Annotated in this window: 27 protein-coding genes; 4 read left to right on the top strand and 23 right to left on the bottom strand. The window is 74.5% G+C overall.

Translation table 11 applies throughout. From position 1 onward, the window contains the following. Nucleotides 1-11: 11 nt before the first annotated feature. The 9 genes from ACF0H8_RS00925 to ACF0H8_RS00885 form a co-directional block, all read right to left on the bottom strand. Nucleotides 12-245, bottom strand: a complete 234-nt coding sequence (locus tag ACF0H8_RS00925; protein WP_395287119.1) for a hypothetical protein — start codon at nt 243-245, stop codon at nt 12-14. A gap of 88 nt (nt 246-333) precedes the next feature. Then, nucleotides 334-858, bottom strand: a complete 525-nt coding sequence (locus tag ACF0H8_RS00920; protein ID WP_395287118.1) for a flavin reductase family protein — start codon at nt 856-858, stop codon at nt 334-336. Further along, nucleotides 855-1,382 (bottom strand): NAD(P)H-dependent oxidoreductase, encoded by a 528-nt coding sequence (locus tag ACF0H8_RS00915; RefSeq protein WP_395287117.1) that lies wholly within the window; start codon nt 1,380-1,382, stop codon nt 855-857. The genes ACF0H8_RS00920 and ACF0H8_RS00915 overlap by 4 nt, the downstream gene beginning before the upstream one ends. A gap of 85 nt (nt 1,383-1,467) precedes the next feature. Then, the gene (locus ACF0H8_RS00910; protein WP_395287116.1) at nt 1,468-2,856 is read right to left on the bottom strand and encodes an LLM class flavin-dependent oxidoreductase; all 1,389 of its coding nucleotides are present in this window, start codon (nt 2,854-2,856) and stop codon (nt 1,468-1,470) included. Then, a complete protein-coding gene (locus tag ACF0H8_RS00905; protein ID WP_395287115.1) occupies nt 2,853-4,154 on the bottom strand; it encodes an acyl-CoA dehydrogenase family protein in 1,302 nt (433 codons plus the stop codon). Before ACF0H8_RS00905 ends, ACF0H8_RS00910 begins: the two co-directional genes overlap by 4 nt. Then, complete coding sequence (locus ACF0H8_RS00900) at nt 4,151-5,821, bottom strand: dipeptide ABC transporter ATP-binding protein (protein WP_395287114.1); 1,671 nt, start codon at nt 5,819-5,821, stop codon at nt 4,151-4,153. Before ACF0H8_RS00900 ends, ACF0H8_RS00905 begins: the two co-directional genes overlap by 4 nt. Further along, entirely contained in the window at nt 5,818-6,690 is an 873-nt protein-coding gene (locus tag ACF0H8_RS00895; RefSeq protein ID WP_395287113.1) for an ABC transporter permease, read from the bottom strand. Before ACF0H8_RS00895 ends, ACF0H8_RS00900 begins: the two co-directional genes overlap by 4 nt. Before the next feature lie 41 nt (nt 6,691-6,731). Further along, nucleotides 6,732-7,760 (bottom strand): ABC transporter permease, encoded by a 1,029-nt coding sequence (locus ACF0H8_RS00890; protein WP_395287112.1) that lies wholly within the window; start codon nt 7,758-7,760, stop codon nt 6,732-6,734. Next, complete coding sequence (locus tag ACF0H8_RS00885; protein ID WP_395287111.1) at nt 7,760-9,427, bottom strand: ABC transporter substrate-binding protein; 1,668 nt, start codon at nt 9,425-9,427, stop codon at nt 7,760-7,762. Before ACF0H8_RS00885 ends, ACF0H8_RS00890 begins: the two co-directional genes overlap by 1 nt. A gap of 863 nt (nt 9,428-10,290) precedes the next feature. On the opposite strand from ACF0H8_RS00885, the gene ACF0H8_RS00880 reads away from it, so the two are divergent. Further along, nucleotides 10,291-13,551: an SNF2-related protein gene (locus tag ACF0H8_RS00880; protein WP_395287110.1), complete on the top strand. Its 3,261-nt coding sequence runs from the start codon at nt 10,291-10,293 to the stop codon at nt 13,549-13,551. A 34-nt stretch (nt 13,552-13,585) separates the two neighbouring features. Here ACF0H8_RS00880 and ACF0H8_RS00875 read toward each other — a convergent pair whose 3' ends face one another. Together ACF0H8_RS00875 and ACF0H8_RS00870 are read right to left on the bottom strand one after the other, a co-directional pair. Beyond that, nucleotides 13,586-14,356 carry a DoxX family protein gene (locus tag ACF0H8_RS00875; RefSeq protein ID WP_395287109.1) on the bottom strand — a complete coding sequence of 257 codons (771 nt, stop codon included), beginning with the start codon at nt 14,354-14,356 and terminating at the stop codon, nt 13,586-13,588. A 216-nt stretch (nt 14,357-14,572) separates the two neighbouring features. Then, entirely contained in the window at nt 14,573-14,959 is a 387-nt protein-coding gene (locus ACF0H8_RS00870; protein ID WP_395287108.1) for a hypothetical protein, read from the bottom strand. 155 nt (nt 14,960-15,114) lie between these two features. Here ACF0H8_RS00870 and ACF0H8_RS00865 point away from each other — a divergent pair, with 155 nt between their 5' ends. Next, entirely contained in the window at nt 15,115-16,107 is a 993-nt protein-coding gene (locus ACF0H8_RS00865) for a pirin family protein (protein ID WP_395287107.1), read from the top strand. 79 nt (nt 16,108-16,186) lie between these two features. Here the strand turns inward: ACF0H8_RS00865 and ACF0H8_RS00860 are convergent, their stop codons facing one another. The 11 genes from ACF0H8_RS00860 to ACF0H8_RS00810 all read right to left on the bottom strand — a co-directional run bounded on the left by ACF0H8_RS00860 (nt 16,187) and on the right by ACF0H8_RS00810 (nt 22,573). Then, nucleotides 16,187-16,486, bottom strand: a complete 300-nt coding sequence (locus ACF0H8_RS00860; RefSeq protein WP_395287106.1) for a GNAT family N-acetyltransferase — start codon at nt 16,484-16,486, stop codon at nt 16,187-16,189. Nucleotides 16,487-16,815: 329 nt separating this feature from the next. Further along, nucleotides 16,816-17,640 (bottom strand): DUF4097 family beta strand repeat-containing protein, encoded by an 825-nt coding sequence (locus ACF0H8_RS00855; RefSeq protein ID WP_395287105.1) that lies wholly within the window; start codon nt 17,638-17,640, stop codon nt 16,816-16,818. Between the two features lie 22 nt (nt 17,641-17,662). Further along, nucleotides 17,663-18,157, bottom strand: coding sequence for a toxin-antitoxin system HicB family antitoxin (locus ACF0H8_RS00850; RefSeq protein ID WP_395287104.1), 495 nt, complete (start codon nt 18,155-18,157; stop codon nt 17,663-17,665). Between the two features lie 357 nt (nt 18,158-18,514). Further along, nucleotides 18,515-18,790, bottom strand: coding sequence for a hypothetical protein (locus ACF0H8_RS00845; RefSeq protein WP_395287103.1), 276 nt, complete (start codon nt 18,788-18,790; stop codon nt 18,515-18,517). A 141-nt stretch (nt 18,791-18,931) separates the two neighbouring features. Then, a complete protein-coding gene (locus ACF0H8_RS00840; protein ID WP_395287102.1) occupies nt 18,932-19,759 on the bottom strand; it encodes a DUF2382 domain-containing protein in 828 nt (275 codons plus the stop codon). Between the two features lie 186 nt (nt 19,760-19,945). Continuing rightward, complete coding sequence (locus ACF0H8_RS00835) at nt 19,946-20,527, bottom strand: hypothetical protein (protein WP_395287101.1); 582 nt, start codon at nt 20,525-20,527, stop codon at nt 19,946-19,948. Next, nucleotides 20,524-21,150, bottom strand: a complete 627-nt coding sequence (locus ACF0H8_RS00830; RefSeq protein WP_395287100.1) for a DUF6286 domain-containing protein — start codon at nt 21,148-21,150, stop codon at nt 20,524-20,526. Before ACF0H8_RS00830 ends, ACF0H8_RS00835 begins: the two co-directional genes overlap by 4 nt. Continuing rightward, nucleotides 21,147-21,545 carry an Asp23/Gls24 family envelope stress response protein gene (locus ACF0H8_RS00825; RefSeq protein ID WP_395287099.1) on the bottom strand — a complete coding sequence of 133 codons (399 nt, stop codon included), beginning with the start codon at nt 21,543-21,545 and terminating at the stop codon, nt 21,147-21,149. The genes ACF0H8_RS00830 and ACF0H8_RS00825 overlap by 4 nt, the downstream gene beginning before the upstream one ends. Further along, complete coding sequence (locus tag ACF0H8_RS00820) at nt 21,538-21,717, bottom strand: DUF2273 domain-containing protein (protein ID WP_395287098.1); 180 nt, start codon at nt 21,715-21,717, stop codon at nt 21,538-21,540. Before ACF0H8_RS00820 ends, ACF0H8_RS00825 begins: the two co-directional genes overlap by 8 nt. A 41-nt stretch (nt 21,718-21,758) precedes the next feature. After that, entirely contained in the window at nt 21,759-22,088 is a 330-nt protein-coding gene (locus ACF0H8_RS00815; protein WP_395287097.1) for a hypothetical protein, read from the bottom strand. After that, nucleotides 22,085-22,573, bottom strand: coding sequence for an Asp23/Gls24 family envelope stress response protein (locus ACF0H8_RS00810; protein ID WP_395287096.1), 489 nt, complete (start codon nt 22,571-22,573; stop codon nt 22,085-22,087). The genes ACF0H8_RS00815 and ACF0H8_RS00810 overlap by 4 nt, the downstream gene beginning before the upstream one ends. A 171-nt stretch (nt 22,574-22,744) precedes the next feature. On the opposite strand from ACF0H8_RS00810, the gene ACF0H8_RS00805 reads away from it, so the two are divergent. Both ACF0H8_RS00805 and ACF0H8_RS00800 read left to right on the top strand, forming a co-directional pair. Beyond that, nucleotides 22,745-23,317, top strand: coding sequence for an RNA polymerase sigma factor (locus tag ACF0H8_RS00805; RefSeq protein ID WP_395287095.1), 573 nt, complete (start codon nt 22,745-22,747; stop codon nt 23,315-23,317). Next, entirely contained in the window at nt 23,314-23,760 is a 447-nt protein-coding gene (locus ACF0H8_RS00800) for a hypothetical protein (RefSeq protein WP_395287094.1), read from the top strand. Before ACF0H8_RS00805 ends, ACF0H8_RS00800 begins: the two co-directional genes overlap by 4 nt. Before the next feature lie 108 nt (nt 23,761-23,868). On the opposite strand, the gene ACF0H8_RS00795 is transcribed toward ACF0H8_RS00800, so the two are convergent. Then, complete coding sequence (locus ACF0H8_RS00795; protein WP_395287093.1) at nt 23,869-24,783, bottom strand: glycerophosphodiester phosphodiesterase; 915 nt, start codon at nt 24,781-24,783, stop codon at nt 23,869-23,871. Nucleotides 24,784-24,794: the final 11 nt, after the last annotated feature.

The following is a 24,794-nucleotide window of genomic DNA, read 5'->3' as shown; positions in this document are numbered from 1 at the left end:
GTGCCGCGCAGTCAGGCGTGGTCGACCGGCTCGTTGTGGCCGGCGTGGCGGGCGCAGCTCGCGCAGCAGTAGATCGTGTCGCCGACCTCGACGCCGTGGCCGAGGACCCGGCAGCCGCAGTGCGCGCAGGTCGGCGCCATGGCGTGCACCGCGCACTCGAAGCTGTCGAACGTGCCCGACTCGTCACCGCGCGTGATCGTGAAGGTCTTCTCGTAGTCGTTGCCGCAGACGTCGCAGGTGGCCATGTCGTCCTGCCTCGGTAGACGTGGGGTCACCTCCAGGGTGCACGCCGGTGCGCGGGCGCGCACCCCTGGCCGTCACCTCGCCCCACGCTCAGGTCAGCCGGCTGTGCTCGCCGAGCCGGTGGTAGCCGCGGTTGACGTACACCAGCGGCTCCCGGCGGTGGCCGTGGCCGACCCGCACCGCCCGCGCGGTCAGGAGCAGGCTGTCCCCGACCGGCACGCGCTCCTCGATCCGGCCGCGCACCCAGGCCGTGGCGCCCTCCAGGACAGGCTCGCCGGTGGGCAGCGGGTGCCAGTCGCCGGCGGCGAAGCGGTCGATGCCGCTCGTGGCGAACCGGGCGGCGACGTCGCGCTGGTCCTCCGCCAGGAAGTTCACCACCACCGTCCCGGCCTCCTCCAGCGCGGGGCGGGAGGAGGAGGTGGCCGCGACGGAGAAGGCGAGCACCGGCGGCTCGGCGGAGACGGAGATGACCGACGTCGCGGTGAAGCCCACCGGGCCGCCGTGGCCGCGCAGGGTCACGACGGCGACCCCGGCGGGGTGGTGCCGGAAGAGCGCCTTGAAGTCGTCGGCGTCGACGGCGCCACGGGCGGGCGGCAGGTGGAGGATCTGGCTCATGCCCGCGCCTCCTCGAGGGCGCGTGCCGCGCGCACCACCGTCTCGCCCTGGGACTCCACCCAGGCGTCGAGGACGGCGTCGAGGTCGTCGAGCTGCCCCTCGGTCAGCACCAGCGCGCGGGTGGGCACCTGCGCGCCGAGCTCGACGAGCAGCGGGCGCAGGTGCACCTCGGCGGCGAGGAGGTGGGCGGGGTTGCCGGCCACCTGCAGCGGCACGGCGACGACGCCGGCGAGCCCGTTGTTGCCGTACAGGTCCAGGAAGGACTTCAGCAGCCCGGTGTAGGTGGCCTTGTACGTCGGTGTGGCGACGACGACGACCCGGGCGGCGGCGACGGTCGCCCTCGCGGCGTCCGCCCCCGGCCGCTCGGCGGCGAAGATCTCGCCGGCCAGCTCGCTGAGGTCGACGACGGCGGGGGCGGGCGCGCCGAGCAGCTCGGCCACGCGTGCCGCGGCCCGCTCGGCCACGGTGCGGGTGCGCGAGCCGGCGCGGGGGTTGCCCGACAGGGCGACGACGGGTGTGCTCATGGGAAGGACCTCCGGTTTCGGGTGGTGCGCGCGGGCGGGGCGGGGACGCCCCGCCCGCGGTGGCGCATGGTCGGCGCCGCGGCGCCTAGCGGGCGGGTGCGCCCGCCCCGGCGGCGGCCGGTGCGAACGCGCCGCGGTAGCGTGCGGCGGGGTGCCGCTCGTCGAGGCGGTCGGTGCCGAAGAGCTTGCGGCGCAGGGTGCCCTCGGCGTACTCCGTCTTGGCGAGGCCGCGGCGCTGCAGGGTGGGCAGGAGCCGCTCGTTGAACTCCTGGTAGGTGCCCGGCAGGCGCAGGTTCATGAGGTTGACGCCGTCGACCCCGGCCGCCTGCCAGCCCTCCAGGTGGTCGGCGATCTCGTCCGGGGTGCCGGCGAAGTACGCGTTGCGCAGCCGCGCGCCGGCCAGGTCCGCCAGGGTGGGCTCGCGGTCCGGCGTCGCCCGGCGCAGCCACTCCACGTGGGCGTGGCCCCCGTTGTTCGGGATGTCCTTCAGCAGGGTGTCGTCGGGCAGCCGGGTCCCGTCCGGCAGGATGCCGATCGAGGCGTGGGTGAGGTAGCCGGTGACGGAGGCGTGCTCCAGGTACTCGGCCTCCTTCGCCGCCACCTCGGCGTGCGTGGCACCGACGACGAGCGTCAGGCCCTGGAAGAACCTGATGTCCTGCGGGCCGCGTCCGGCCGCGACGGCGAGGTCCTTGGTGCGGGCGATCTGGTCGCGGGCCACGTCCGGGTTGGGCGTGATGATGAAGACCGCCTCGGCGTTCTCCGCGGCGAACCGGGTGCCCCGCGCCGAGCCGCCGGCCTGGAACAGCACGGGGGTGCGCTGCGGCGACGGCGCCGGCAGGTGCGGGCCCTCGACCTTGTAGCGCGGGCCCTCGTGGAAGATCTTGTGGATCTTGGCCGGGTCGGCGAAGCGGCCGCCCTCCTTGTCCCTCAGCAGGGCGCCCTCGTCCCAGGAGCCCTCCCAGAGCTTGTACACGACCTCGAGGTACTCGTCGGCCCAGTCGTAGCGGGCGTCGTGCTCCACCAGCGCCGGCAGGCCGAAGTTGCGGGCCGCGTTCTCCTGGGTCGAGGTGACGATGTTCCACGCGATCCGGCCGCCGGAGATGTGGTCGAGGGTGGAGACCTGCCGGGCGAAGTTGAACGGGTGGTTCTGCATCACGTTGGACGTGTACGCCAGCCCCAGGTGCTTCGTGTGCGTGGCCAGCGCGCCGAGCAGCACGGCGGGGTCGTTGGACGGGATCTGCAGGCCCTCCTGGACGTTGTCCACGTACTGCCCGCCCGCCGGCCCGTACAGGCCCGAGACGTCCGCGAAGAAGATGGCGTCGAAGAGGCCCTCCTCGAGCGTCCTGGCCAGGTCGATCCACAGGTTCACGTCGTCGAACTCGTGCTGCCGGGCGTCGGGGTGGCGCCACTGGCCGTGGTGGATGTGCGAGGCGGTGTTCATGACGAAGGCGTTGAACAGCAGCGGGCGGCTCATGCGCGGGACTCCTCGGTCGAGCTGATGGGCTGGTCGGTGGGCGCCCCGGCGCCCGGGGAGGACGGGGCGCCGGCGGGCGGGGCGGCGTGGGCGGCCTGGCCGACGAAGACCGCGGTGCTGCGGTGGTCGCCGGTCAGGCGCTGCTGGCCCACGGCCCGGGCGCGGTAGATGAGCGGGTTGTGCTGGGCCAGCACGCGCGCGTTGCGCCAGTGCCGGTCCAGCCGCAGGGACTCGGAGGCGGCGGAGGCGCCGCCGACCTCGAAGAGCCGGGTGGTCACGTCCAGGACCAGCTCGGCGACGCCGATCTGCGCCTCCGACAGCGCGGTGTCCAGCTCGGCGGCGTCGGCCTCGGACAGCTCGCCGGCCGCCGTCCGGTCCGCGGCGCGCTCGACCTCCCGGGCGGCGGCGTCGAGGATCGCCTCGACGGCGAACACGGCGCTGCTCACGCGGCCGACGACCTCCTGGACCAGGGGGTCGCGTGCGGGGGAGTCGCCGACCCCGTGGGCGAAGGCCCGCTTCCGGGCCCGCACGTAGGCGACGACGTCGCGGCGGGCCGCCCGGGCCACGCCGCCGAGGGCGACGAGCAGCACGAGCTGGACGTAGGGGGTGAGGTGGCTGGGCTCGCGGTCACGCGGGGCGGGCACGACGTCGTCCGGGAGCACCTCGACGTCGGTCAGCCGGGTGGTCCCGGAGGCGGTGAGCCGCTGGCCGAAGCCGTCCCAGTCGTCCAGCAGTTCCAGCCCCGGCGCGACCGAGGGCACCGACGCCCGCACGCTGGTGCCGTCGTCGGTCTCGGCCTGCACCGTGACCCAGTCGGCGTACAGGCTGCCGGTGCTGTAGTACTTCGTGCCGTTGAGGACGTAGCGCCCGTCCCGGGCGGTGAGCCGGGTGCTGCTGCGGCCCTGCGCGTTGCCCCGCTCGGTGGTGGCGTTGCCGACGAGCGCGCCGGCGGCGAAACGCCGGAACCACTTGGCCCGCTGCACCTCGTCCGGCGAGGCCAGCAGGCCCTCGACCGTGGCGAAGTGCGCGCGCAGCGCCTGGACGAGGTTCGAGTCGGCCTCGCCGAGCTCGAGCAGCAGCCGGATCGACTGGGGCAGCGTCGCGCCGGCGCCGCCGTACTCCTGCGGCACCCGCAGCGCCCCGAACCCGGCGTCCTTCAGGAGCGCGACGGCGTCGTGGGCGAGGGTGCGGGTGCTCTCCCGCTCCACCGCACCGGCGGCGATCTCGGCGAGGACGGGGCGGAACCGGTCCAGCAGCTCCTCCGTCGTGGGCGGGCGGTGGAGGTCCGAGAGGGTCATGACAGTCCTTTCAGGGCGGGGGTCTCCAGCCGCGGTGCCGCGGAGAGCAGGCGCCGGGTGTACTCCTGGGTGGGGTTGGCGAAGATCTCCTCCGACGTGCCGGTCTCGACGACGCGACCGCCCGCCATGACGACGATCTCGTCGCTGACGTGCCGGACGACGCCCAGGTCGTGGGAGATGAACAGGTAGCTGAGCCCCAGGCGGCGCTGCAGCTCGTCGAGCAGGTCCAGCACCTGGGCCTGGATGGAGACGTCCAGCGCGGAGACGGGTTCGTCGCACACGATGACGTCCGGCCCGGAGGCGAGCGCGCGGGCGATGGCGATCCGCTGCCGCTGGCCGCCGGAGAGACGCCGCGGGCTGCGGCGGGCGACGTCGGGGGACAGGCCCACGGTCCCCAGCAGCTCGGCGACCTCGTCCCGGCGGTCGCCGCGGGACAGGCCGTCCGCGCCGATCAGGGCGTCGTCGAGGATCTGCCCCACCGACCATCGCGGGTCGAAGGAACCCAGCGCGTCCTGGTAGATGGCGGCGACGTGGTGGCGGTGGGGCCGGCGCGCCTTCTCGGGCAGCACGCTCCACGGCCGTCCCAGGAGGCGCACCTCCCCGGCGTCCGGCCGGACCAGGCCCAGCGCCATCCGGGCGACCGTCGTCTTGCCGGACCCCGACTCCCCGACGACGCCGAGGGTCGTGCCCGGGGCCAGGGCGAAGGAGACGTCGTCGACGGCGACCCGCGGGGAGCCGTCCGGGTTCCGGTAGACCTTGCGCAGCCCCTCACCGACCAGCACGGGACCGGCGACGGTCGGCCCGCCCGCGCGCCGGGCCGCGACGAGCTCCTGCCGGCGCGGCGAGACGGTCACCGGCGCGTCGGCCAGGGCCGTGCCGCGGGGCCGGTCGGTGGGGACGGCCCGCAGCAGCCTGCGGGTGTAGTCGTGCTGCGGGTCGTGCAGGACCTGCTGCGCCCGGCCGTGCTCGACGATCTCCCCGGCCCGCATGACGGCGATACGGTCGGCCATGTGCGCGACGACCGCCAGGTCGTGGCTGATGAGCAGCAGGGCGCTGCCCTGGTCCTTCAGGCGGCCGAGCAGGTCGAGGATCTGCTGCTGCACCGTGGCGTCCAGCGCCGTCGTCGGCTCGTCGGCCACGAGGACCGGCGGGCGAAGGGCGATGGCCGAGGCGATGAGCGCGCGCTGCCGCAGGCCGCCCGACAGCTCGCCCGAGCGCTGCCGGACGCGCTGGCCCGGCTCGGGGATGCCGACGTCCTCCAGGAGCTGCAGGACGGCCTCGCGGCGCCGGCGGGCGGGCTGCCGGGTGTGGAGCCGGAGCGCGTCCTCGATCTCCCGGCCGATGCGGCGCAACGGGTCGAGGGACACCAGCGCGTCCTGGAGGACGTACCCGACGCCGGCGCCGCGCACCTTGCGCCAGCGGGACTCGGAGGCGCCACGCAGGTCCTCCCCCTGCAGGTCGAGGCGGTCGGCGGCGACGCGGGCGCCCTGCCCCGTCAGCCCGATGAGGCTGCGGGCGGTGACCGACTTGCCGGAGCCGGACTCCCCCACCACGGCCACGCACTCCCCGGCGTGGATGTCCAGGTCGACGCCGTGCACGACCTGCGTGCCGGCGAAGGTCACGCGCAGGTTGCGGACGCTGACCACGGGAACGTCGGTGGTGGTCATCGGGTCTCCCTCCCACGGCGCTGCAGGGTGTGGCCGAGGACCGTGGTGGCCGCGGCGCTGACGACGATGAGGAGGCCCGGGAAGAAGGTGAGCCACCAGGCGTTGCCGAGATAGACGCGTCCGGCGGAGAGCATGGCCCCCCACTCCGGGTCCGGCGGGGTGGCGCCCAGGCCGAGGAAGCTCAGCGAGGAGGCCCACACGATCGCCTGCCCGACGCCGAGGGTGGCGAGCACCAGCAGCGGGGCGGCGACGTTGGGGAGGACGTGGCGGCGGACGATGAACCACCGGGACCGGCCCAGCACCACGGACGACTCGATGAACCCCGAGCTCCGCACCGCCAGGACCTGGCTGCGGATGAGGCGGGCGTAGCCGGGCGCGGTGGCCAGCCCGACCGCCAGGGTCGTGGTGACGACGCCCGGGCCGAGGATCGTGATGACGAGGAGCGCCAGGAGCAGGCCCGGGAAGGCGAGGAGGACCTCCAGCACCCGGGACACCCCGAAGTCGACCCACCGGCCGGCGAGGCCGGCGAGCGTTCCCAGGACGACGGCGACGCCGAGCCCGACCGCGGTGGCCAGCACCCCGATGAGCAGCGAGTCGCGCGTGCCGTGGATGACGCGGGAGAAGACGTCCCGGCCGGACTCGTCGGTGCCGAACCAGTGCTCGGCCGACGGCGGCGAGAACGCCGCGGTCGGGTTCATCTCGAGCGGCCCGGAGGGCGCGAGGAGGGCGGGCACCGCCGCGGCCGTGAGCAGGGCCGCCAGGACGAGCACGGGGACGGCGATCCCCGCCTGCGGGCGGTGGCCCTTCGGGTTGGGCGCGAGGGGCGCGCCGGTGGCGCGCCGGGGCGGTGCGTCCACGATCGAGGTCACGTGGTCCTCCTGCGGGGTCGGGGTCTTGACGGCCGGGGCGCTCACGAGGTCGCCGGCCGGGGATCGACGAGACGGTCGGCGATGTCGCTGAGCAGGGTGACGACGATGTAGATCGCCGCCACGACCAGGACCACGCCGAGGACGACAGGCACGTCACGCACGAGCACCGCCTGCAGCAGGCTCCGCCCGAGGCCCGGGCGGGAGAAGACGGTCTCCACCACCACCGCGCCGCTGATGAGGGAGCCGAAGGCCCATCCGGACAGCCCGATCCCGGGCCGCGCCGCGTGGCGCAGCGCGTGCCGGAGGGCCACCCCCACCTCGGCCTCCCCGCGTGCCCGCGCGGAGAGGGCGAACGGGGCGTGCATGGCCTCGAGCATCGACTCGCGCATGACCTGGGCGAGGAACCCGGCCAGCGGGATCGCCAGCGTGAGGACCGGCAGCACCAGCCCGGTCGCACTTCCGCCGCTGGTGGCGGGCAGCCAGCCGAGGTTGACGCTGAAGACCACGATCAGCAGCGTGCCCAGCCAGAACTCCGGCACCGCAGCTGCGACGACCTCGAGCACGTTCCCCGCCGCCGTCGCGACGCGACCCCCGCGGGCCGCCCACAGCGACAGCGCCAGGGCGAGGACCCACGCCCCGGCCAGGGCCAGCCCGGCCAGGACGAGGGTGCTGCCGAGGTGGTCCGCGAGCACCTGGGAGACCGGCTGCTTGAGCAGGTAGGAGTCCCCGAGGTCGCCGGTGACCAGCCGGCCGAGGTACTGCACGTACTGAAGGGCCAGCGGCTCGTCGAGGCCGTGCGCCTCGCGGGCCGCCTGCCGGGTCCCCTCCGTGGCGTTGGAGTCGGGCCCGCCGAGGAGGGCGTCCACCGGATCACCGGGGATGAGGCGGACGGCGAAGAAGGACATCGTGGCGGCCGCCCACAGGACGAAGACGGCTCCGCCGAGGCGCGGGAGCAGGCGGCGGGCAGGGCCCGCGGGCCCGCGCCCGTGGCCGGGCTCGGTCTGGGCTGGGCGAGGATCAGCGGCCGGCGCGTTCGGTGGCGCCGCGGCGTGCCCCGTCGCGGCGGCCATCAGCGGTCCAGCCAGGTGTCGTAGAAGGTGGGCAGGGTCAGCGGGGAGATCAGGCGCGTGCCCTCGACGTCGGAGCGCAGGCCGAGCCGGGTCTGCTGGTCGAAGATCGGCAGGTTGGTGTAGTTGCGGTGGATGGTCTCCTGCGCCTGCGTGTAGAGCTTCCCGCGCTCCTCCTCGTCCCCGGTGGCCGCCGCCTGCTGGAGGACGGCGTCGAGCTCGGCCGCCTCCGGGGACTGCAGCCCGTTGGAGTTCGCGTGGTAGCCGCCCGGCGTGATGGACGGGATCCCCGCGGTCTCGTGCGTGAGGTTGAGGACGGCCGGGGAGTTCTTCGTGTAGTAGACGGGGAGCAGGTTGTACTGCCAGGTGTTGCGCTTCTCGGTCCAGGTCGACTGCTCCTCCTGGCTGATGACCAGCTCGAGGCCGACCTCCTTGGCGCTGGCCTGGAACTGCTCGAGGACCGGGACGGGCACGAGGACCGAGTCCGTCTGGAGGACCGTCGCCGAGAGGCGCTCGCCGTCCTTGACGCGGTAGCCCTCCGGGTCGCGCTCGGTCCAGCCGGCCTCGTCCAGCAGGTCGTTCGCCCTGTCGACGTCGGTGGCGAAGACCTCCGGCTCCTGCAGGTTGTACTTGGTGATGCTGCTGAGCACCGAGCTCGAGCGCGGCACGGTGCCGAGGAAGACGCTCTTCAGGGCTGCGTCGACGTCGACGGCGCGGACGAAGGCCTCGCGCACGCGGACGTCCTGGAACGGCTCGACGGTGGTGTTCAGCGCGAGGTTGACCACGTGGCCGGGCCGGGAGCCGATGAGCGTCTCCAGGTTGGGGTCGCCCTCTGCCTGGACGGCGTCCTGCGGCTGGATGACGTCGATGACGTCGACCTCGCCGGACTGCAGGGCGGCGAACCGGGCCGCGGGGTCGGGCAGGAAGCGCCAGTGGATCTTCTCGAGGTACGCGGGACCGGTGTGGGCGGCGCTCTCCGGGGCGGTGTTGTAGTCCTCGTTGCGAACGAGCACCACCTCTTCCTGCTTCTCCCAGCGCTCCACCTTGAAGGGGCCGGTGCCGACCGGGGAGGCGCAGTTCTCCTTGGCGCCGCGGGCGAGGGCCTCCTGGGACTGGATCGGCACCCAGACCTGCGCGAAGTGCTCGAGCAGGGCGTTGTCGTGCTCGGAGAGGTGCAGGCGGGCGGTGAGCTCCGAGACCTCCTCGACCGACTCCACCTTCTCCAGCGCGAGCAACGCGGTGCTGGAGAGCGTCGCGGGGTCCTTGATGTAGGCGACGTTGGCGGCGATCGTCGAGGCGTTGAGCGGGGCGCCGTCGGTGAAGGTGACGTCGTCACGGACCGTGATGTCGAGGCTGAGGCGGTCCTCGGACCACTCCCAGCTCTCGGCCAGCCACGGCTGGATCTCGCCGTCGTCGTCCTGGTAGAAGAGCGGCTCGAGGTACTGGGTGGAGATCAGGGCCTGCGGGACGCCGCCGCCGCTGTTGACGGGATCGAGGCACGGGGGCTCGACGTCGCCGGTGGCGTACGTCAGGGTGCCGCCGGGGCGCGGCTCGCCTGAGGGCTCGCTGGCCGCGCCGGAACCGGCGGCACCCGCGCAGCCGGCGAGGACGGTCGCGAGGGCGGTGAGCGTGGCAGCTGCCGCTGCTCTACGGCGGATACGAGTGGTCACAGAGGTCTCCTGCGGGGGACGGCCGCGTGGCGGCGTGGGTGAGGATGAATGTCTGCCGGCTGGCCCCGTGGCGGACCGGACGACTGAGGGGATCGGACGACTGGGGGACCGCAGGACTGAGCTGGATGGCGGTCCCACGGATGTGCCGGCGGCGAGGGGCAGTGGTGGACGGCCGGATGGGCTGGCGGTCAGGGCCAGCGATGACGGCGCGCACGCCGGTGCCCGGGCCAGGCGAGGTGGAGGCTCCGGCCGGCGGCCGAGCGACCTTCAGCAGGCGGCCGAGGGGCCGAAGCCGGCGGCGGTGGGCCTTCAGCCGGCGGCCGAAAGTCCCTCAGCCGGCGGCCGACCAGCGCTCGACCACGGTCGAGGTGCGCCGCTCGGCCAGCGGGAAGGATCTGTCAGGCTATTCCTGACGGATCTTTCACAGAGCCGGCTGGCGCGCCAGTCACGGGGCGGCCTGGGGTGGTGATCGGGGCGTCCTGCGCCGGAGGGATCAGGCGGCGCAGGACCGGCGCATGGAGCGGCGACAGCGCATCGCGCCGGCGGTGGCGCGGGCGGGCAGGCGGAGGGTGCGGCTCGCGTGCGGGAAGAGTCCCGAGTTCGCCTTCATCCTTGCTCCATCGTCGTCCGGGCAGCCGGTCTGCGGCTGTGACCAGGACGATGGCAGACTCCGAGGCACCGCCGTCGCCCGGACGCCCGCCCTGCCTACGATGTGGGACGCGCGCGCCCGTCCAAAGGCCGTCCGTCTCTCCTGCCGGACATATCGGCTCCAGGTGGTCCGGTGAGATGGCGACCCAGACGGGAGGCAGGCACGACGCCGCGACGTCCGCCTCGGTGTCCGTGCCCCCGTCTACGCTGGCCGCGTGACCGACCGGCTCCCGGCATCCACGCCGCCCTCCCGCTGGCCGGGGTTCCCCGACGAGGAGGAGATCCTCGGGACCGTCGGCGGCTCCACGTTCGCCCGCGGCCTCGCCTACGCCGAGCAGGGACGGGTGCGCTGGAACCACACCGACGCGCGGACCCGCACGCTGTACGCCTCGGTCGAGGGCTCGGTGCTGCGGCCCTACTCGGTCCTGGTGCAGGTCGGTGGTTCGCCGCAGCGGCCGCGCACCACGGGGCACTGCACCTGCCCGGTCGGGACCGACTGCAAGCACGTGGCCGCCGTCCTGCTGGCGGCCCTGTGGGGCCTGGACCTCGGCGGCGACGTCCCGCAGGCGACGCCCGAGTGGGAGCGGATCCTCGCCGACGTCGTCCGGCGGGAGGACCCGGCCCCGGACGGCGTGCCCGTCGGTCTCCAGCTCGAGGTGGTGCGCCCCGTCTCCGGTGCCGGCGGGCGGGTGCGGCTGCGGCCCGTCGTCCCCGGCCGGCGCGACAACTGGGTCCGCACCGGCATCTCGTGGGGCGACCTCCGGTACACCTACGCCGACCGCCTCGTGCGCGCCCACCGCGACGCCCTCCACGAGCTGTTCCGCGCCCACCGCTCCAGCGCCGGGTACGCCTACGGTGACGTCCCGGTCTTCCTGGACGAGTTCGGGCCGGCCCTGTGGCCGCTACTGCGCCGCGCGGTGGACGCGGGCGTCACCCTGGTGCCCGCCCGCGGCGTGGGGCCTGTCGAGCTTGCCGCCGCCTCCGCCGTCGTCGTCGTGGACATCGCCCGCACGCCGACGTCGGACCTCACCCTGACGGCGGCGCTGCGCCTGCCCGCCGAGCACGAGTCCGGGCGGCTGCTCGGGCTCGTGGGCTCCCCGGCGCACGGCGTCGCCGTCGAGCTGGCCGACGACGACCAGACCCCCGGTGGCCTGCTGCTCGCCCCGCTCCAGGAGCCGCTGACGAGGCAGGCCGCCGCACTCGTCGGCGCCGGGAGGCTGACCGTCCCGGCCGCGGACTCGGAGCGGTTCCTGCGGGAGTACTACCCCGGCCTGCGCCGCGTCGTGCCGGTGCACTCCGCCGACGCGTCCGTCGAGCTGCCCGACGTCCTCCCGCCGCGGCTGGCGCTGCGCCTGACCTACGGGGACGGCCACCGGCTGACCCTCGAGTGGTCCTTCCTCTACCGGGTCGGGGATGCCTCGCACCGCGTCCCGCTCCACGACGGCGCCGCGGCGGGCGGCCGCGACCCGGCGGCCGAGCGGCAGCTCCTGCGGCAGCTGGACCTCCCGGCGGGCGCGCCCCCTCGCCTGCGGACCGACGGCGTCGTCCCCGCTCTCGCGCCCACCGCCGAGCTTCGCGGGATCGACGCCGCCGTGTTCACCGAGGAGGTCCTGCCGGCGCTGCGCGCGCAGGACGTCGTCGTCGAGGTCGTCGGCACCGCACCCGAGTACCGGCGCTCCGAGACGGCGCCGGTCATCAGCGTCTCCGCCAGGGACTCCGAGGACTCCGACTGGTTCGACCTCGGCGTCACGGTCCAGATCGACGGCGAGCAGATCCCCTTCGAACGGCTCTTCGTCGCGCTCGTCCGGGGGGAGAGCCACCTCGTGCTCGACTCCGGCACCTACTTCGCCCTCGACCGTCCCGAGCTGGACCAGCTGCGCCGCCTCATCGCCGAGGCCGGCGCGCTCGAGGACCGCCCGCCGGGGCAGCTGCGGCTGAGCGCCTACCAGGCCGGGCTGTGGGAGGAGCTGCGCGACCTCGGCGTCGTCGAGGCCCAGAGCGAGCGGTGGGCGCGCGCGGTCGGGCACCTGCTCGGCGACGGCGGCCGCGCCGAGCCCGCGCCCGTGCCCGTCGGGCTCGCCGCGCACCTGCGGCCCTACCAGCTCGACGGCTACCGCTGGCTGAGCTTCCTGTGGGACGCCGGGCTCGGCGGGATCCTCGCGGACGACATGGGGCTGGGCAAGACGCTCCAGACCCTCGCCGCGGTCTGCCGCGCGCAGGAGACCGGCCGGCTGGAGGCGCCGGTGCTCGTCGTCGCGCCCACGAGCGTGGTGGGCAACTGGGCCGCCGAGGCCGCGCGCTTCGCCCCGGGGCTGACCGTCCGCGCGGTCACCGCGACCCAGAAGCGCGCCGGCCGGCCGCTGGCCGAGGACGTCGCGGGCGCCCACGTCGTCGTGAGCTCCTACGCGTTGTTCCGCATCGACTTCGCCGCCTACCGGGACCTCCGGTGGAGCGCCCTGGTGCTGGACGAGGCGCAGTTCGTCAAGAACCACCAGGCGCAGACCTACCAGTGCGCCCGGAAGCTGCCCGCGCCCTTCAAGCTGGCGATCACGGGCACGCCGCTGGAGAACAGCCTCATGGACCTGTGGTCGCTGCTCTCGATCGCGGCGCCCGGGCTCTTCCCGGACCCGAAGGCGTTCACCGAGACCTACCGCAAGCCGATCGAGCGTGGTGAGGACCCGGCGTTGCTGGCCGCGCTGCGCCGGCGCCTCAGCCCGTTCATCCGCCGCCGCACCAAGGAACAGGTGGCTGCCGACCTGCCGGCCAAGCAGGAGCAGGTGCTGCGCGTCCAGCTCAACCCGCGGCACCGGAAGATCTATCAGACCCACCTGCAGCGCGAGCGTCGCAAGGTGCTCAGCCTGGTCGACGACCTGGACAGGAACCGTTTCACGATCCTGCGCTCGCTGACCCTGCTCCGGCAGCTCAGCCTCGACCCGGCGCTCGTGGACGAGCAGTACGCCGGCATCCGCGCCAGCAAGGCCGACGTCTTCCTCGAGCAGCTTCAGGAGGTCGTCGACGGCGGCCACCGGGCGCTCGTCTTCAGCCAGTTCACCGGCTTCCTCGGGACCATCAAGGGCCGGCTCGACGAGGCCGGCATCACCTACGCCTACCTCGACGGGCGCACCCGCGACCGCGCCCGCCGCATCGCCCAGTTCAAGGACGGCGACGACCCCGTGTTCCTCATCAGCCTCAAGGCGGGCGGGTTCGGGCTCAACCTCACCGAGGCCGACTACTGCTTCATCCTCGACCCCTGGTGGAACCCGGCCGCCGAGGCCCAGGCCGTCGACCGCACCCACCGCATCGGGCAGGACAAGCACGTGATGGTCTACCGCCTCGTCGCCGAGGAGACCATCGAGGAGAAGGTCCTCGCCCTCCAGGAGCGCAAGCGCGACCTGTTCGACCGGGTGGTTGACGACGGCGACGTGCTGGCCGCGCCGCTGAGCGCCGACGACATCCGGTCGCTCCTGGTGTCCTGAGCGGTCGCCGTCCTTCGCGCCGGCTGTTCGGCGACTACTCCGTGCCGCCGCCCTCCACGCCGCCGAGGCCGCCGGGGGTTCCGGTCTCCGACGGGCGCTGCCCTGCCGGTGCGCCCTGTCCGGGCTCCTGGGCCGCGGCGTGCGGGCCCTCAGCGACCGGCGCGCCCTGGGACGGCTCCTGGGTCGCCGCGGCGTGCGGCCCCTCCTGCGCGGGGGCGCCGGCCCGGGCGGCGAGGGTCCGCTCGCGCACCTTGAGCACGGCGGTCGCGGCCACCGCGGAGGCCACGATCCCGGCCACGGAGATCCACGGCTGGTTGAGCCGGTAGCCCAGCAACCGGTCCACGGACCAGGCACCGGGCCCGGTCAGCGCCAGGGTGGCGCTGGACAGGCTGAGCAGCGCGACGTACTCGTAACCGCCGGCCTGGGCGAAGAACCCGGCGGGGAAGTGGACCCCCGCGGCCGCGATCATGGTGCCGCTGGCCGCGGCGGCCGCCAGCGGGGTGCCGAGACCGAGCGCCAGCAGCGCGCCACCGCCGGCCTCCCCGGCGCCGGCCGCGACGGCGCTCGGGAGGCCGGGCTTGAAGCCCATGCCCTCGAAGGCCGTCGCGGTTCCCCGGAGGCCGTGCCCGCCGAACCAGCCGAAGAGCTTCTGGCAGCCGTGCGCGATCAGGATGCCGCCGACCCCGGCCCGCAGCGCCAGGAGGCCGGCGTCCTCCACCGGGTGAGACTTGACCGGGCGGGCTGTCACCCGGCGGAGCTCGACCGGGCGTGACCTGACCGGGTGGGACTTGACCGGGTGAGACATGAGCCGTCCCTTCGTCGCTCCGACGTCATGCCGGCCGCGCGGCCGCGTCAGCCGGCCACCTCCAGGCTCGCACCCGGACGCCCGCACGGCACGCCGAGGAGGCCCGGCGCCGTTGCCGCTGTCTTCCCGGGGGCGGCCGTGAGGGCATGCCAGGGCGCTGAGCGGCCTGTTGCGTGGGCACGCCGGGCCGGCTTCCCGGCGCCGGGCGGACCGGGCCTATGCGAGCGGGGCGAACGCCTCGGGCAGCTCGGCGTGGCGGGCGCGGAACGCCGCCTCGAGGACGTCGTCGTCGGGCACGGCGCCGTAGTACAGCTCGTTGCCGCGCTCCTCGAGCGCCTCCGTCTCGGCGGCGTCGGCGTCAACGGCGTCCGCCGCGAAAGCCTCGATCTGCTCCGCGGTCCCGGCCAGCCCCAGCCAGCGGAACCCGGCCACCGCGGCGGTCAGCTCGTCCGCCTCGAGCGACTCCAGGGCGTGCAGCAGCCCGCCGTTCATCGCCGTGCCGTGCAGCAGCAGGGCGTCGTGCAGTGCCCGGTCGCCGTCCCGGAAGCCGTCCATGTCCTCGAACCCGGCGGCGCGGTTCCAGATCTCGGTCGTGATGTCCACGCCGCCCAGCGTGGCAGGCGGGCGGTTAACTGTCGAGAATCGTCCGAACTGGCGGGCGCGCCTTGGCAAGGCGCGGGGTGCTGGCCGGACGCCGGAGCGGGCCTCCAGTACCCCGGGCAGACCCGTCAGCCCGGTCCGGTGCCTACGCTGGCGGGGTGACCAACCTGGAGACACGGCCTGTCGAGCGGGTGTGCGAGGCCGGGCCGGCGGCGGCGGGCGTCGAGCTGATCGAGCCGCGCGACGTGCCGCTGGGCGGGCCGCGGGCGATGACGGTGCGCCGCACCCTGCCCTCCAAGCAGCGCACCCTGGTGGGACCGTTCTGCTTCCTCGACCACTACGGTCCCGACGACGTCGCCGTCTCCGGCGGCATGGACGTGCCCCCGCACCCGCACATCGGGCTGCAGACGGTGACGTGGCTGTTCGAGGGGCAGGTGCTGCACCAGGACGCCGTGGGCTCCGTCCAGACCATCCATCCCGGCCAGCTCAACCTCATGACCGCCGGCGACGGCATCTGCCACTCGGAGGAGGGCACGGTGGCACGCTTCCCGGGGCAGCGGCGGCTGCACGGGGTCCAGCTGTGGACCGCGCTGCCGGACGGCGACCGGAGCGGCGCGCCCGCCTTCGAGCACGTCGACGAGGTGCCGGCGGTGCTGCTCGACGGCGCCCGGGTGCAGGTGTTCATGGGCTCGCTCGCCGGCGTGACCTCACCGGCGCGCGCGTACTCGCCGCTGGTGGCCGCACAGCTGGACGTGCCCACGGGCGCGGTCGTGCGCGTGCCGGTCGAGGCCACGTTCGAGCACGCGGTGCTGGTGGACGCCGGCGACCTGCGGGTGGCCGGGCACCCGGTGGAACCGGGGTGGCTCGCCTACCTCGCGCCCGGGGCGGGAGAGCTGGTGCTAGAGGCCGGCGACGCCCCCGTCCGGGCTGTCCTCGTCGGCGGCGAGCCGTTCGGCGAGCAGGTGCTCATGTGGTGGAACTTCGTCGGGCGCACGCACGAGGAGATCGTCGAGGCCCGTGCGCAGTGGCAGGACGCCATCGCCGGCGGCGAGGTGGGCCGGCGTCGCTTCGGGGCGGTGAGCGGGTACGACGGCGCGCCGCTGCCGGCCCCGGAGCTGCCGCACCTGCGGCTGAAGCCCCGCGCCCGCTGAGCCCGTCAGCGGCCGCGGGAGCTCTCGTCGAGGGTTCTCTGCGCGGCCGCGGGCGTGGCGATCAGTCGGCGGTGGGGGATCAGCTGGCGGCGGGATCGAGGACGACGTCCTCGTACTCGCCCTCGTGCCGGGCGAGCCAGCCCTGCATGAAGGTGCACACCGGCACCGCGCGCAGGCCGCGGGTGCGCACGTCGTCGAGCGCGCCGCGCACCAGCGCCGAGCCGATGCCGTTGCCCTCGAAGTCGGGCGCGACCTCGGTGTGCGTGAAGATCAGCCGGTCGCCGACCTCGTCGTACTCGGCGAAGCCCGCGAGCTCCCCGCCGACGAGGGCCTCGTACCGGGCCCGCTCCGGAGCGTTCTGGACGTTGATGGTCGCCATGTCGGGATGAACGGTCCTACGGCGTCGGATAATCCCGCGGACCGAGTGGGCCGAGCTATCGCGGCCGGGCCGGGCGCCCGGCCGGGACGCGCTCAAGGCGGCGGGCTTCACCAGCGAGGGCGCCTCGACACGGCGAGGGCTGCAGTTGCAAGAGTGGCCCTCGACGTGTCGAGGCGCCCTCGGCGGTGCGGCCTGTGCGGGGGCGCCTGAGGGTCGCCGGCCTTGGTCGGCGCACGCCCACGGCGGCGGATCGGCGGAGGGCGCTGCGCCCTCCTCCGCGCCGTGCCGGTTGGGACTGTCCAAGAGGTGACGCGCGGCGACGGGAGCCCTCAGGCGAGCTGGTCGAGGTAGATCCCGCCGCTGACCGAGGAGGCCCGCACCGCGACGAAGTCCTGCCCCTCCGCCGGCCGGCCGGCTCCTTCGAGCGTGGAGACCACCTTGCCGCTGATGCTGCTGACGTCGGTCCACACCGGGATGCCGCGCGGCACGCCCACGCGCACGTCCCCCGAGACGGCCTTGGCCCGCACCTTCCCCCGGCGCACCGCGCGCACGGCGATGTCGCCGGAGGCGGTGGTCAGCCGGAGGTCCGTGTGCGCGTCGCCGACCTGCAGGTCCCCCGAGCCCGAGCGGGCGACGACGTCGCCCTCGGTGACGCCGAGGAGCACGTCGCCGGAGCCGGTGACGATCCCCGCGCGGCCGCCGACGTGGTCGACCCGCACGTCGCCGGAGCCCGACTTCACGCGCAGCTCGGCGCGGACGGCGCCGATGACGACGTCGCCGGAGCCGGTCTCCACGGCGGCGTGGCCGGTGAGCTCGCCGAGGTGGAGCTCGCCGGAGCCGGACCGCAGCCGGGCGGCGCCGAACGTGCCGGTGGCCAGCAGGTCGGCCGCGCCCAGCTTCGTGACCAGCGTGCTCCCGGTGGGCAGGTCGACGGTGACCGTGAGGTCGCGCATCGAGTCGAAGACGTCCATCCAGCGACGCGGCGCCAGGACGGTGACCTGGTCACCTCGCTGGTCCACGCTGACCTGCTCGGCGTCGTGGCCCTCGACGCGCACGAGCGTCTCGGTGACGTCACCCGCGCGGACGGTGAGGCGGCCGGCGCCGAGCTCGACGTAGAGCTCGACGGGGCGGGGGGTGGGGAACGTGTAGTCCATGGTGCTCTCCTGTGCTCGTGGGCTAGACCCAGCCGGTCATGCGCCGGCCGCGGGGTCCGCGCCGGTCGCCGAGGTCGATGTCGATGACGCGCTCGCGGGTCGCCGCCCGCAGCGCACCGACGATCCAGCTGTTGAGGGAACGGCCGCTGCGGCCCGCGAGCTCCTCCGCGCGTGCCTTGACGGACTCGGGGATGCGCAGCGTGATGCGCGCGACGGCGTCGTCGCCGTCTTCCTCGTCTTCCAGGGGCGGGGCCGCGGCGGCGGGGCGGGACTCGGTGGGCACGTCGACGACGAGCTCGGGCTCGCGCCCGCGCAGACGGACCTCCACCGAACCCGCCGGAAGCTCGCTCGTGATCTCGGCCGCGGCCTGGGACAGGGCGTCCATGAGTGCCAGGCGCACCGCCGGCTCCAGGCCAGGCAGGAGCCGCTCCGCCGCCGCGCGCACCTCCGGGCCGCCGATCTCGGCGGTCGCGAGCAGGTCCCGGCGCAGCGTCTCCACGTACGGTGTGATGTCCATGCGCATCAGCGTGACACCACTGTGGTGTCAGGTCAATGGCTCAATGATGGCCAGACTGGGCAAGGTCGGCTGTCCGTGCCCGGCGGCGGTCAAGTCCGCGCGTCCTCGGCCGGATCCCGGCGTGGTCGGCCGAAATAGATGGGGGCACCGAGATAGAACCCGGCGGCGTTCTATCTCGGGCGAGTCGTGCGATCTCGGGCGTCCCCCGAAGCAGTACCCACCGATCTGGGGTCTCGACGGCGCAGCCGCGCCGCCGTACGTTGCCGGTGACTCGACGAGCGGACGTCCCGCCGAGTTGTGCCCCCGGGCGCAACGGCGCGCGCGGGGGCACCTCACTCCCGAGGGCGCCCGTGGGCGTCAGTCGGTCTGGGCGACAAGCCGGCCGTCCGCCTCCTCGCGGATGCGCCAGGCGCGCACGTCCTTGCCGGCGGCGGGGTCCTTCTCGAGGAACCGGACAGAGCCGTCGTCGGCGAGCACGCCCTCGCCGGAGACGACGTGGCGGCCGGTGTAGCCCTCCACGGCGAAGGTCGTCCGTCCGGTCAGGTCGCCGGTCCCGGCAGGTGTGCGGCCCTCGACGTCCGTGACCGAATAGGGAACGCCCGAGACGACGAAGTCCGGCGCGGATGACGTCATGTGAGCCTCCTGGGTCGTGGTGCGCTGCATGTGTCTGTACGGCGCGGGGTGCGGCTGCTCCTGGGAGCCGCCGCACCCCGAGCTCGTGCGGAAGGCGCCGGGGCCCGCGGCGGACGTGCCACGGGCAGGCGCGTCAGTGGGTCAGACGCCCCTGCGTCCGGCGCCCTCGTCGCCCTCCATCTCGATCTGCTCCTTGCGGACGTCCTCCGTGACCTGCTGCTCGCTGGTCACGGTCTCGGTGTCCAGCCGGACGCGCTCGACCGGGCGTGCCTCCTTGGAGACCACGGGGACCTCCTCCTGCAGGACGACCTCGTGCTCCTCCTCGGAGATGGCCGGGCCGTCCATCGCGGCCCCCAGGTTCGCGTCGGTGATGGGCTCGCGCTCGAGGCGGACCTCCTCGCGGCTGACCGGCACGCTGACGCTCTGCTGCTCGGTGACGACGTACTTGCGCAGCCGCGCGCGCCCGGCCTCCTGGCGGGCCGTGCCGACGTTGAGCTGCTCCTCGGACCGGGTCATGGCCGAGTCGGTGGTCGGCCCGGAGGTGTCGTAGCCGGTGGTGTCGGTCCGCACGTCGGCGGTGCCGGCGGCGACCCCGGTGGTGTCCTCGGTGCCGGCGGCGACCCCGGTGGTGTCCTCGGTGCCGGCGGCGCCGTAGGACTCGCTGATCCCGTAGTAGCGGTAGAGCTCCTCCTCCTCGGTGGCGGAGAGATGGCCGTCGTCGTCCACTCGAGGTGCGTCCTTGACGGTGCTCTTGTCGTAGGGCACACGGAGGGTGTCGCCCTCCACGGTGGCCTCCCGCAGAGGCACGAACGTCTCGGACGTACCGAACAGTCCTGTCTTGACGGTGACCCAGTCGGGCTGCCCGCTGACGTCGTCGAGATAGACCTGCCCGACGGTGCCGAGCTTGTCGCCGTCACGCCCGACGACAGTGGCGCCGGCGAGCTGGGAGATCGCTTCGTTGGTGATCATGTCTCTCCTGGAGGTAGGACGGACGGCCAACGTAGGCACGCCCCGAACAGGCCGCATCGGGACGAGGCGCTCCGAAAGAGGCACGGCGGTTGGTGGGCCGGATCCCCGTCGGCACCGTCGACCGACGGCGCCGAGCCGGCCGCGTCGGTGACGGAGCGTTCCCTCGCGGATCGGATCGGGCGCGTCTCAGCCGACCCGCGCCTGGCGCCGGCCCCGCCGCGCGACGCGGAGCTGGACCCGGCAGCGGGCCGCCGGGAGGTCCAGCACGTGGCCGAGCTCGGCGCTGACGCGCTCGGCGGCCGCGACGACGGTCGTGAGATCGGCGGTGGGCTCGATCGTCGCGTCGAGCGCGGCCACGAGCTCGCCACGGTCGTCGCGCATGGTGCCGCGCGCCGAGCGGACCCCCGGGGTCTGCGCGAGCACGTCCGCCGCGGTGGCGGTGGCCGCATTCGGGTCCAGGCGCAGCCCTCCGCGCACGTCCCCGCCGGGCAGGGCCAGCGCGGGGACGGACCGGCGGGGGATGTGGGAGACGAGCCACCACAGGCCCAGGAGGATCGCCACGGCGCCCGCCACGCCGGCGGCCCAGGGCCACCACCCGGCCTCCACCGCGTCGCGGGCCGGCCTGAACTGCAGCGAGCCGGGCGTGGCGGGCCACAGTCGGTCCAGCTGGCCCGCCCACCAGGCGATGGCGGCCAGGCCGCCGAGGAGGAGCACGAGGCCCAGGATCAGGGTGACGATGCGGTCCAGCGCGAGCACGGCGCGGCTCATGACCGGTTCCCCCCTCCGCGTACGGCGACGTTGATGCGGGGCGCCGGGTCGAGCGGCGACAGCCGCTCGGCCACCGCCTGGCGGACGGCGTCGGCGACGTCCGGGCCACCGGTCGAGCGGATTGTGGTGGTGACGGTGCGCCGGTTGGCCGACGTGGAGGCGGAGATGACACCGCCGACCTCCTCGGCCGCCCCGCTGGCCAGGCGGGCGACGTCGCCGAGCCCCAGGTAGATCCCGGTGCGCGAGGCCACGGCGGCCCGGGACCGCACCCGGCGGCGCAGGGCCACGTAGACCAGCCACAGCCCGAGCAGGGCCGCGACGATGCCGCCGACCAGGAACAACGGGCCCGGCCTCAGACCGTCGACGGCGTCGAGCGCCGCCGGAATCCATGGCCGCCCGCGTACGGCGCCACCGGACACCAGCGCGTCACGCACGAGGACCGCCCCGGCGGCGACCAGCAGGACGGCCAGTGCCGGGCCGACGACGCCGATGCTCCCGCTGCGGGTGGGCAGGCTGGCCGCCGGCATCGGTTGCCAGTCTCCGGGTGGTTCGGTGGTGCCGACGGGCGAGTCGTCTCTCGTGGCGCCTCCCGGCACCGCGACGTGCCGGGGCTGCTCGTTCATCGAACCCTCCGGTACTCCTCAGGGGCAGGAACGACCTGCGCCACGACGACCCGCACGGAGTCGACCTCCAGGCCGGTGAGCCGGTGCAGCTGGTCCGCGACGGCGGACTGGACGCGCTGGGCGACCTTCGCGGCCGACGCGGGCCACACGGCCTCGATCTCCACGGCGACCCGGATGTGGTCGCCGGCGACGTCGCACTCCACCCGGGGGTAGGTCCGGCCCAGCGCCGACCCGATCGCCCCGGAAGAGCTGCCGGCGGGTGCGACGCCGTCCACCTGCAGGACGGCGGCGCGCGCGATCCGCTCCACCACGCGGTCGGCGACCCTTACGGCTCCGCGGGTGCGGGCGTCCCCGCGGGGAACGCCCGGTCCTGGGGCGGTGCTCTGGCTAACCACGGCCGCGGCCGGAGCGCATGGCGGAGAGATCGAGCTCGCCGGAGAGCGCGCCGGCGAGGAGCAGGCCGACGACGCCCAGCACGAACGCCAGCAGGAAGCCGTTGAACCCGCCGACGATGGCGGCGATCGCCAGGATCAGCCCGGCGAGCAGGCCGTTGAGGGAATTGGTCATGTCGACTCCTTGTGGGCGACGGCCGGCGAGCCGGCCGGTGGTCAGACGGACGGAGGGGGTGGCTCGTCGAGGTCGTCGATGTAGACGTGGACGGGCCCTGGCACCTGCGCGCCGACAGCCCGGTGAACCTGCTCGGCGAGCACTGGCAGCGGTACCCGGCGGTCCAGGAGCGCGTGTTCGACGACCACGTGGACCTCGACGCCGTCGGGCCGGATGCGCACGCCGGCCACCCGCCGGCCCGGCAGGTAGGTGCCCACCTCGCCGAAGGCGCCCGTGTGCAGCCGGGCAACCCCCGGCACGGCGAGGACCGCTGCCGCCACCGCGTCCGCGCGGTCCTGCGACGCCCGGGCGGGGCCGGGGTCCGCGGTCACTGGACCCGTGGCTCCGGCTCTGGCTGGGTGTCGTCCTCGGGAAGATGGACGTCGACGACGTCGATGTTGACCTCGGTGACCTCCAGGCCGGTCATCCGCTCGACCGCGTTGATGACGTTGCGGCGGATGCCCTCGGCGAGGTCCGCGATCGCCACCCCGTACTCCGCCACGATGCTGAGGTCCACCGCGGCCTGCGTCTCGCCGACCTCGACGGACACACCCTGGGTGGTGTTGGTGGTGCTGCCGGGAATGCGCTCGCGCAGGGCTCCGATGGCGCGGGCTGTGCCCGAGCCCATCGAGTGGACGCCGTTGACCTCACGAGTTGCGATCCCGGCGATCTTGCTCACCACCACGTCGTTGATGGTGGTGGTGCCCTTCTCGCTGCTCAGCGGTGATCCGCCGGCCGTGGCGCCCCGGGTCATGGCACCCGTGTTGCGGGTGCTCACGGCGCTGCCCGAGACGGTCGGGTTGGTCTGCTCGCTCACAGTGGACTTCCTCTCGCTGGTGCCCGAGTTGCCGACACCCGTCGCGGCTGTCAGCGTCAATGAGTGAGACGCCCGTGACGCGCGATCCTCACGGGCCGGATCGTGTGATGTACGTCACATATGGCGGGCTCTCGTCACCGGCCCGCCCGCTCGTCCCATCGGGGGGACCGCGTGCCTGAACCGCTCCGAGAACCGCCGGCCCTCTCCGGCCTTCCCGACGACGTGCTCGCCCGGCGTGCGGCGCTCGGCGAACGGGCCGCCTTCGTGGTCATCGCCGAGCGCCACGGGCCCGCCCTGTACCGGTACGCCTACCGCATGCTCCAGCACCACGGCGACACCGAGGACTGCCTGCAGGAGGCCTTGACCGCGGCATGGCGCGGGCTGCCCGCCTTCCGCGGCGACGCGGCACTGCGCACGTGGCTGTTCGCCCTGACCATCAACCAGGTGCGGACCTCGCTGCGCCGCCGTCCTCCGGCTACGCTTCGGGTGGAGGAGGTGCAGGTGGCCGTACCTGACCGGTCCGGCCCCGAGCAGCAGGCCCTCGCCGCCGGCCTCCTGGCCGCCATCGACGCCGCGCTGGCCGAGCTTCCCCTCACCCAGCGGTCGACCTGGCTGCTCGTCGAGGTGGAGGGCCTGAGCTACGCCGAGGTGGCCGCGATCCGGCACACCACCGTGGATGCCGTACGTGGCCAGCTCCACCGGGCCCGCCGGGGCCTGGAAGCAAGGCTGGAAGGATGGCGATGAACGGCGACGGCATCCTCGACCGGGCCGCGGCCACGCTCCGTCAGCACACCGACGGCGGGTGGATCGCCATCCGCACGGACGTCTTCGCCCGGGCGCTCGCGGCCTTCCGCCCGTCGGCACCCGTGCGCGGCCACAGCGCGGCGGGCGACTTCTTCGTCGCCGCCGACGTCGTCGTCACCCACGTGCGTGACGCGCTCGACGCGCTGTCCGAGGCGGGTGCCGCACGGGTGCGCTGCACAACCGGTGCCACGCACGACCTCGAGGCGGTCACGGTCGACGTCGTCGCGCTGTACGGCGCCCAGCTCGTGCCCCTGGCCCGGGAGGTCCGGGACGCGGTCACCGCGGCGCTGGCCGGGCTGCTGGGGCTGTCCGCTGAGCGCCGGCTGGGGGTCCCCGTGCACGTCCGCGTCTCCGACGTGACGGCCGACGCGCGGCTGCTCTGACGAGCCGGAAGGCCCCCGCCGCGGCGGGGGCCTTCCAGGCGTCGGGAGATCAGGCGTCGCCGGGTCAGGCGTGGCCGGGTCAGGCGTCGCCGGTCCGGCGGCGTCGGGTCAGGCGGCGTCCGGCCGGCCGCGGCCGGGCCGGTCCTCCTCCAGGACGTCGATGAGGACGTCCGGGCGGTTGGTGATCACGCCGTCCACGCCGAGCTCGACCAGCTCGCGCATGCGGTCGGCGTCGTCGACGGTGTACGGCATGATCTCCAGGCCGGCGTCGTGGATGCGCTCCACGACCTCGCCGGTCACCCGGGTGTGGCTGGGGTTGACCTGGTCCGCCCACGTGGCCAGCTCGGCGAGCGCGGCGTCGTCCCCGGGCGGGTCGCCCAGCAGCCCGGCGGGCACCTCCGGGGCGAGGGCGTTGAACGCCTCCATGAAGCCCCAGTCGAAGGACTGGACCACCAGACGCCCGGAGGCGGCGCCGGCGCGCAGCCAGCCCTCGCCGTCGAGCTCCTCGGCGATCGTCTGCTCGATGCCCGGGTACAGGGCGGGGGCTTTGGCCTCGAGCAGGAGGCCGGCGCGGCCGTCGAGGGCGTCCAGGACCTCCTGGAGCGTGGGGATCTGCGTGCCGGCGTACTCCTCGCCGAACCACGAGCCGGCGTCGAGGGTGCGGATCTCCTCGAAGGTGAAGTCGCCGACGTTCCACGGCGCGCGGTCGGGGAACTTCTGCTCGACGTCGGTCGTGCGGGCCAGGGTGGTGTCGTGGATGACGACGAGCTCGCCGTCGGCGGTGGCCTGCACGTCGATCTCGACGAGGTCGGCCTTCATCTCGGCGCCGAGCTCGACAGCGGGCAAGGTGTTCTCGGGAGCGTAGGCCGAGGCGCCGCGGTGGGCGACGGTGATCACGTCATCTGCGGCGGCAGAGCCGGCGGCCGCCTGCGCCGTCGGGGAGGCGGCGGCGCCGGAGGCGCCGGCCAGCAGGGCGGCGGCGGTCAGCGCGCCGATGGTTCCAGCGCGGGCAGGGAGAGCCATGTTGCGTCCTT

The sequence above is a fragment of the Georgenia sp. AZ-5 genome (assembly GCF_043952095.1).
Taxonomy (GTDB): Bacteria; Actinomycetota; Actinomycetes; order Actinomycetales; family Actinomycetaceae; genus Georgenia.
This window is presented reverse-complemented; position numbering and strand designations above follow the sequence as displayed.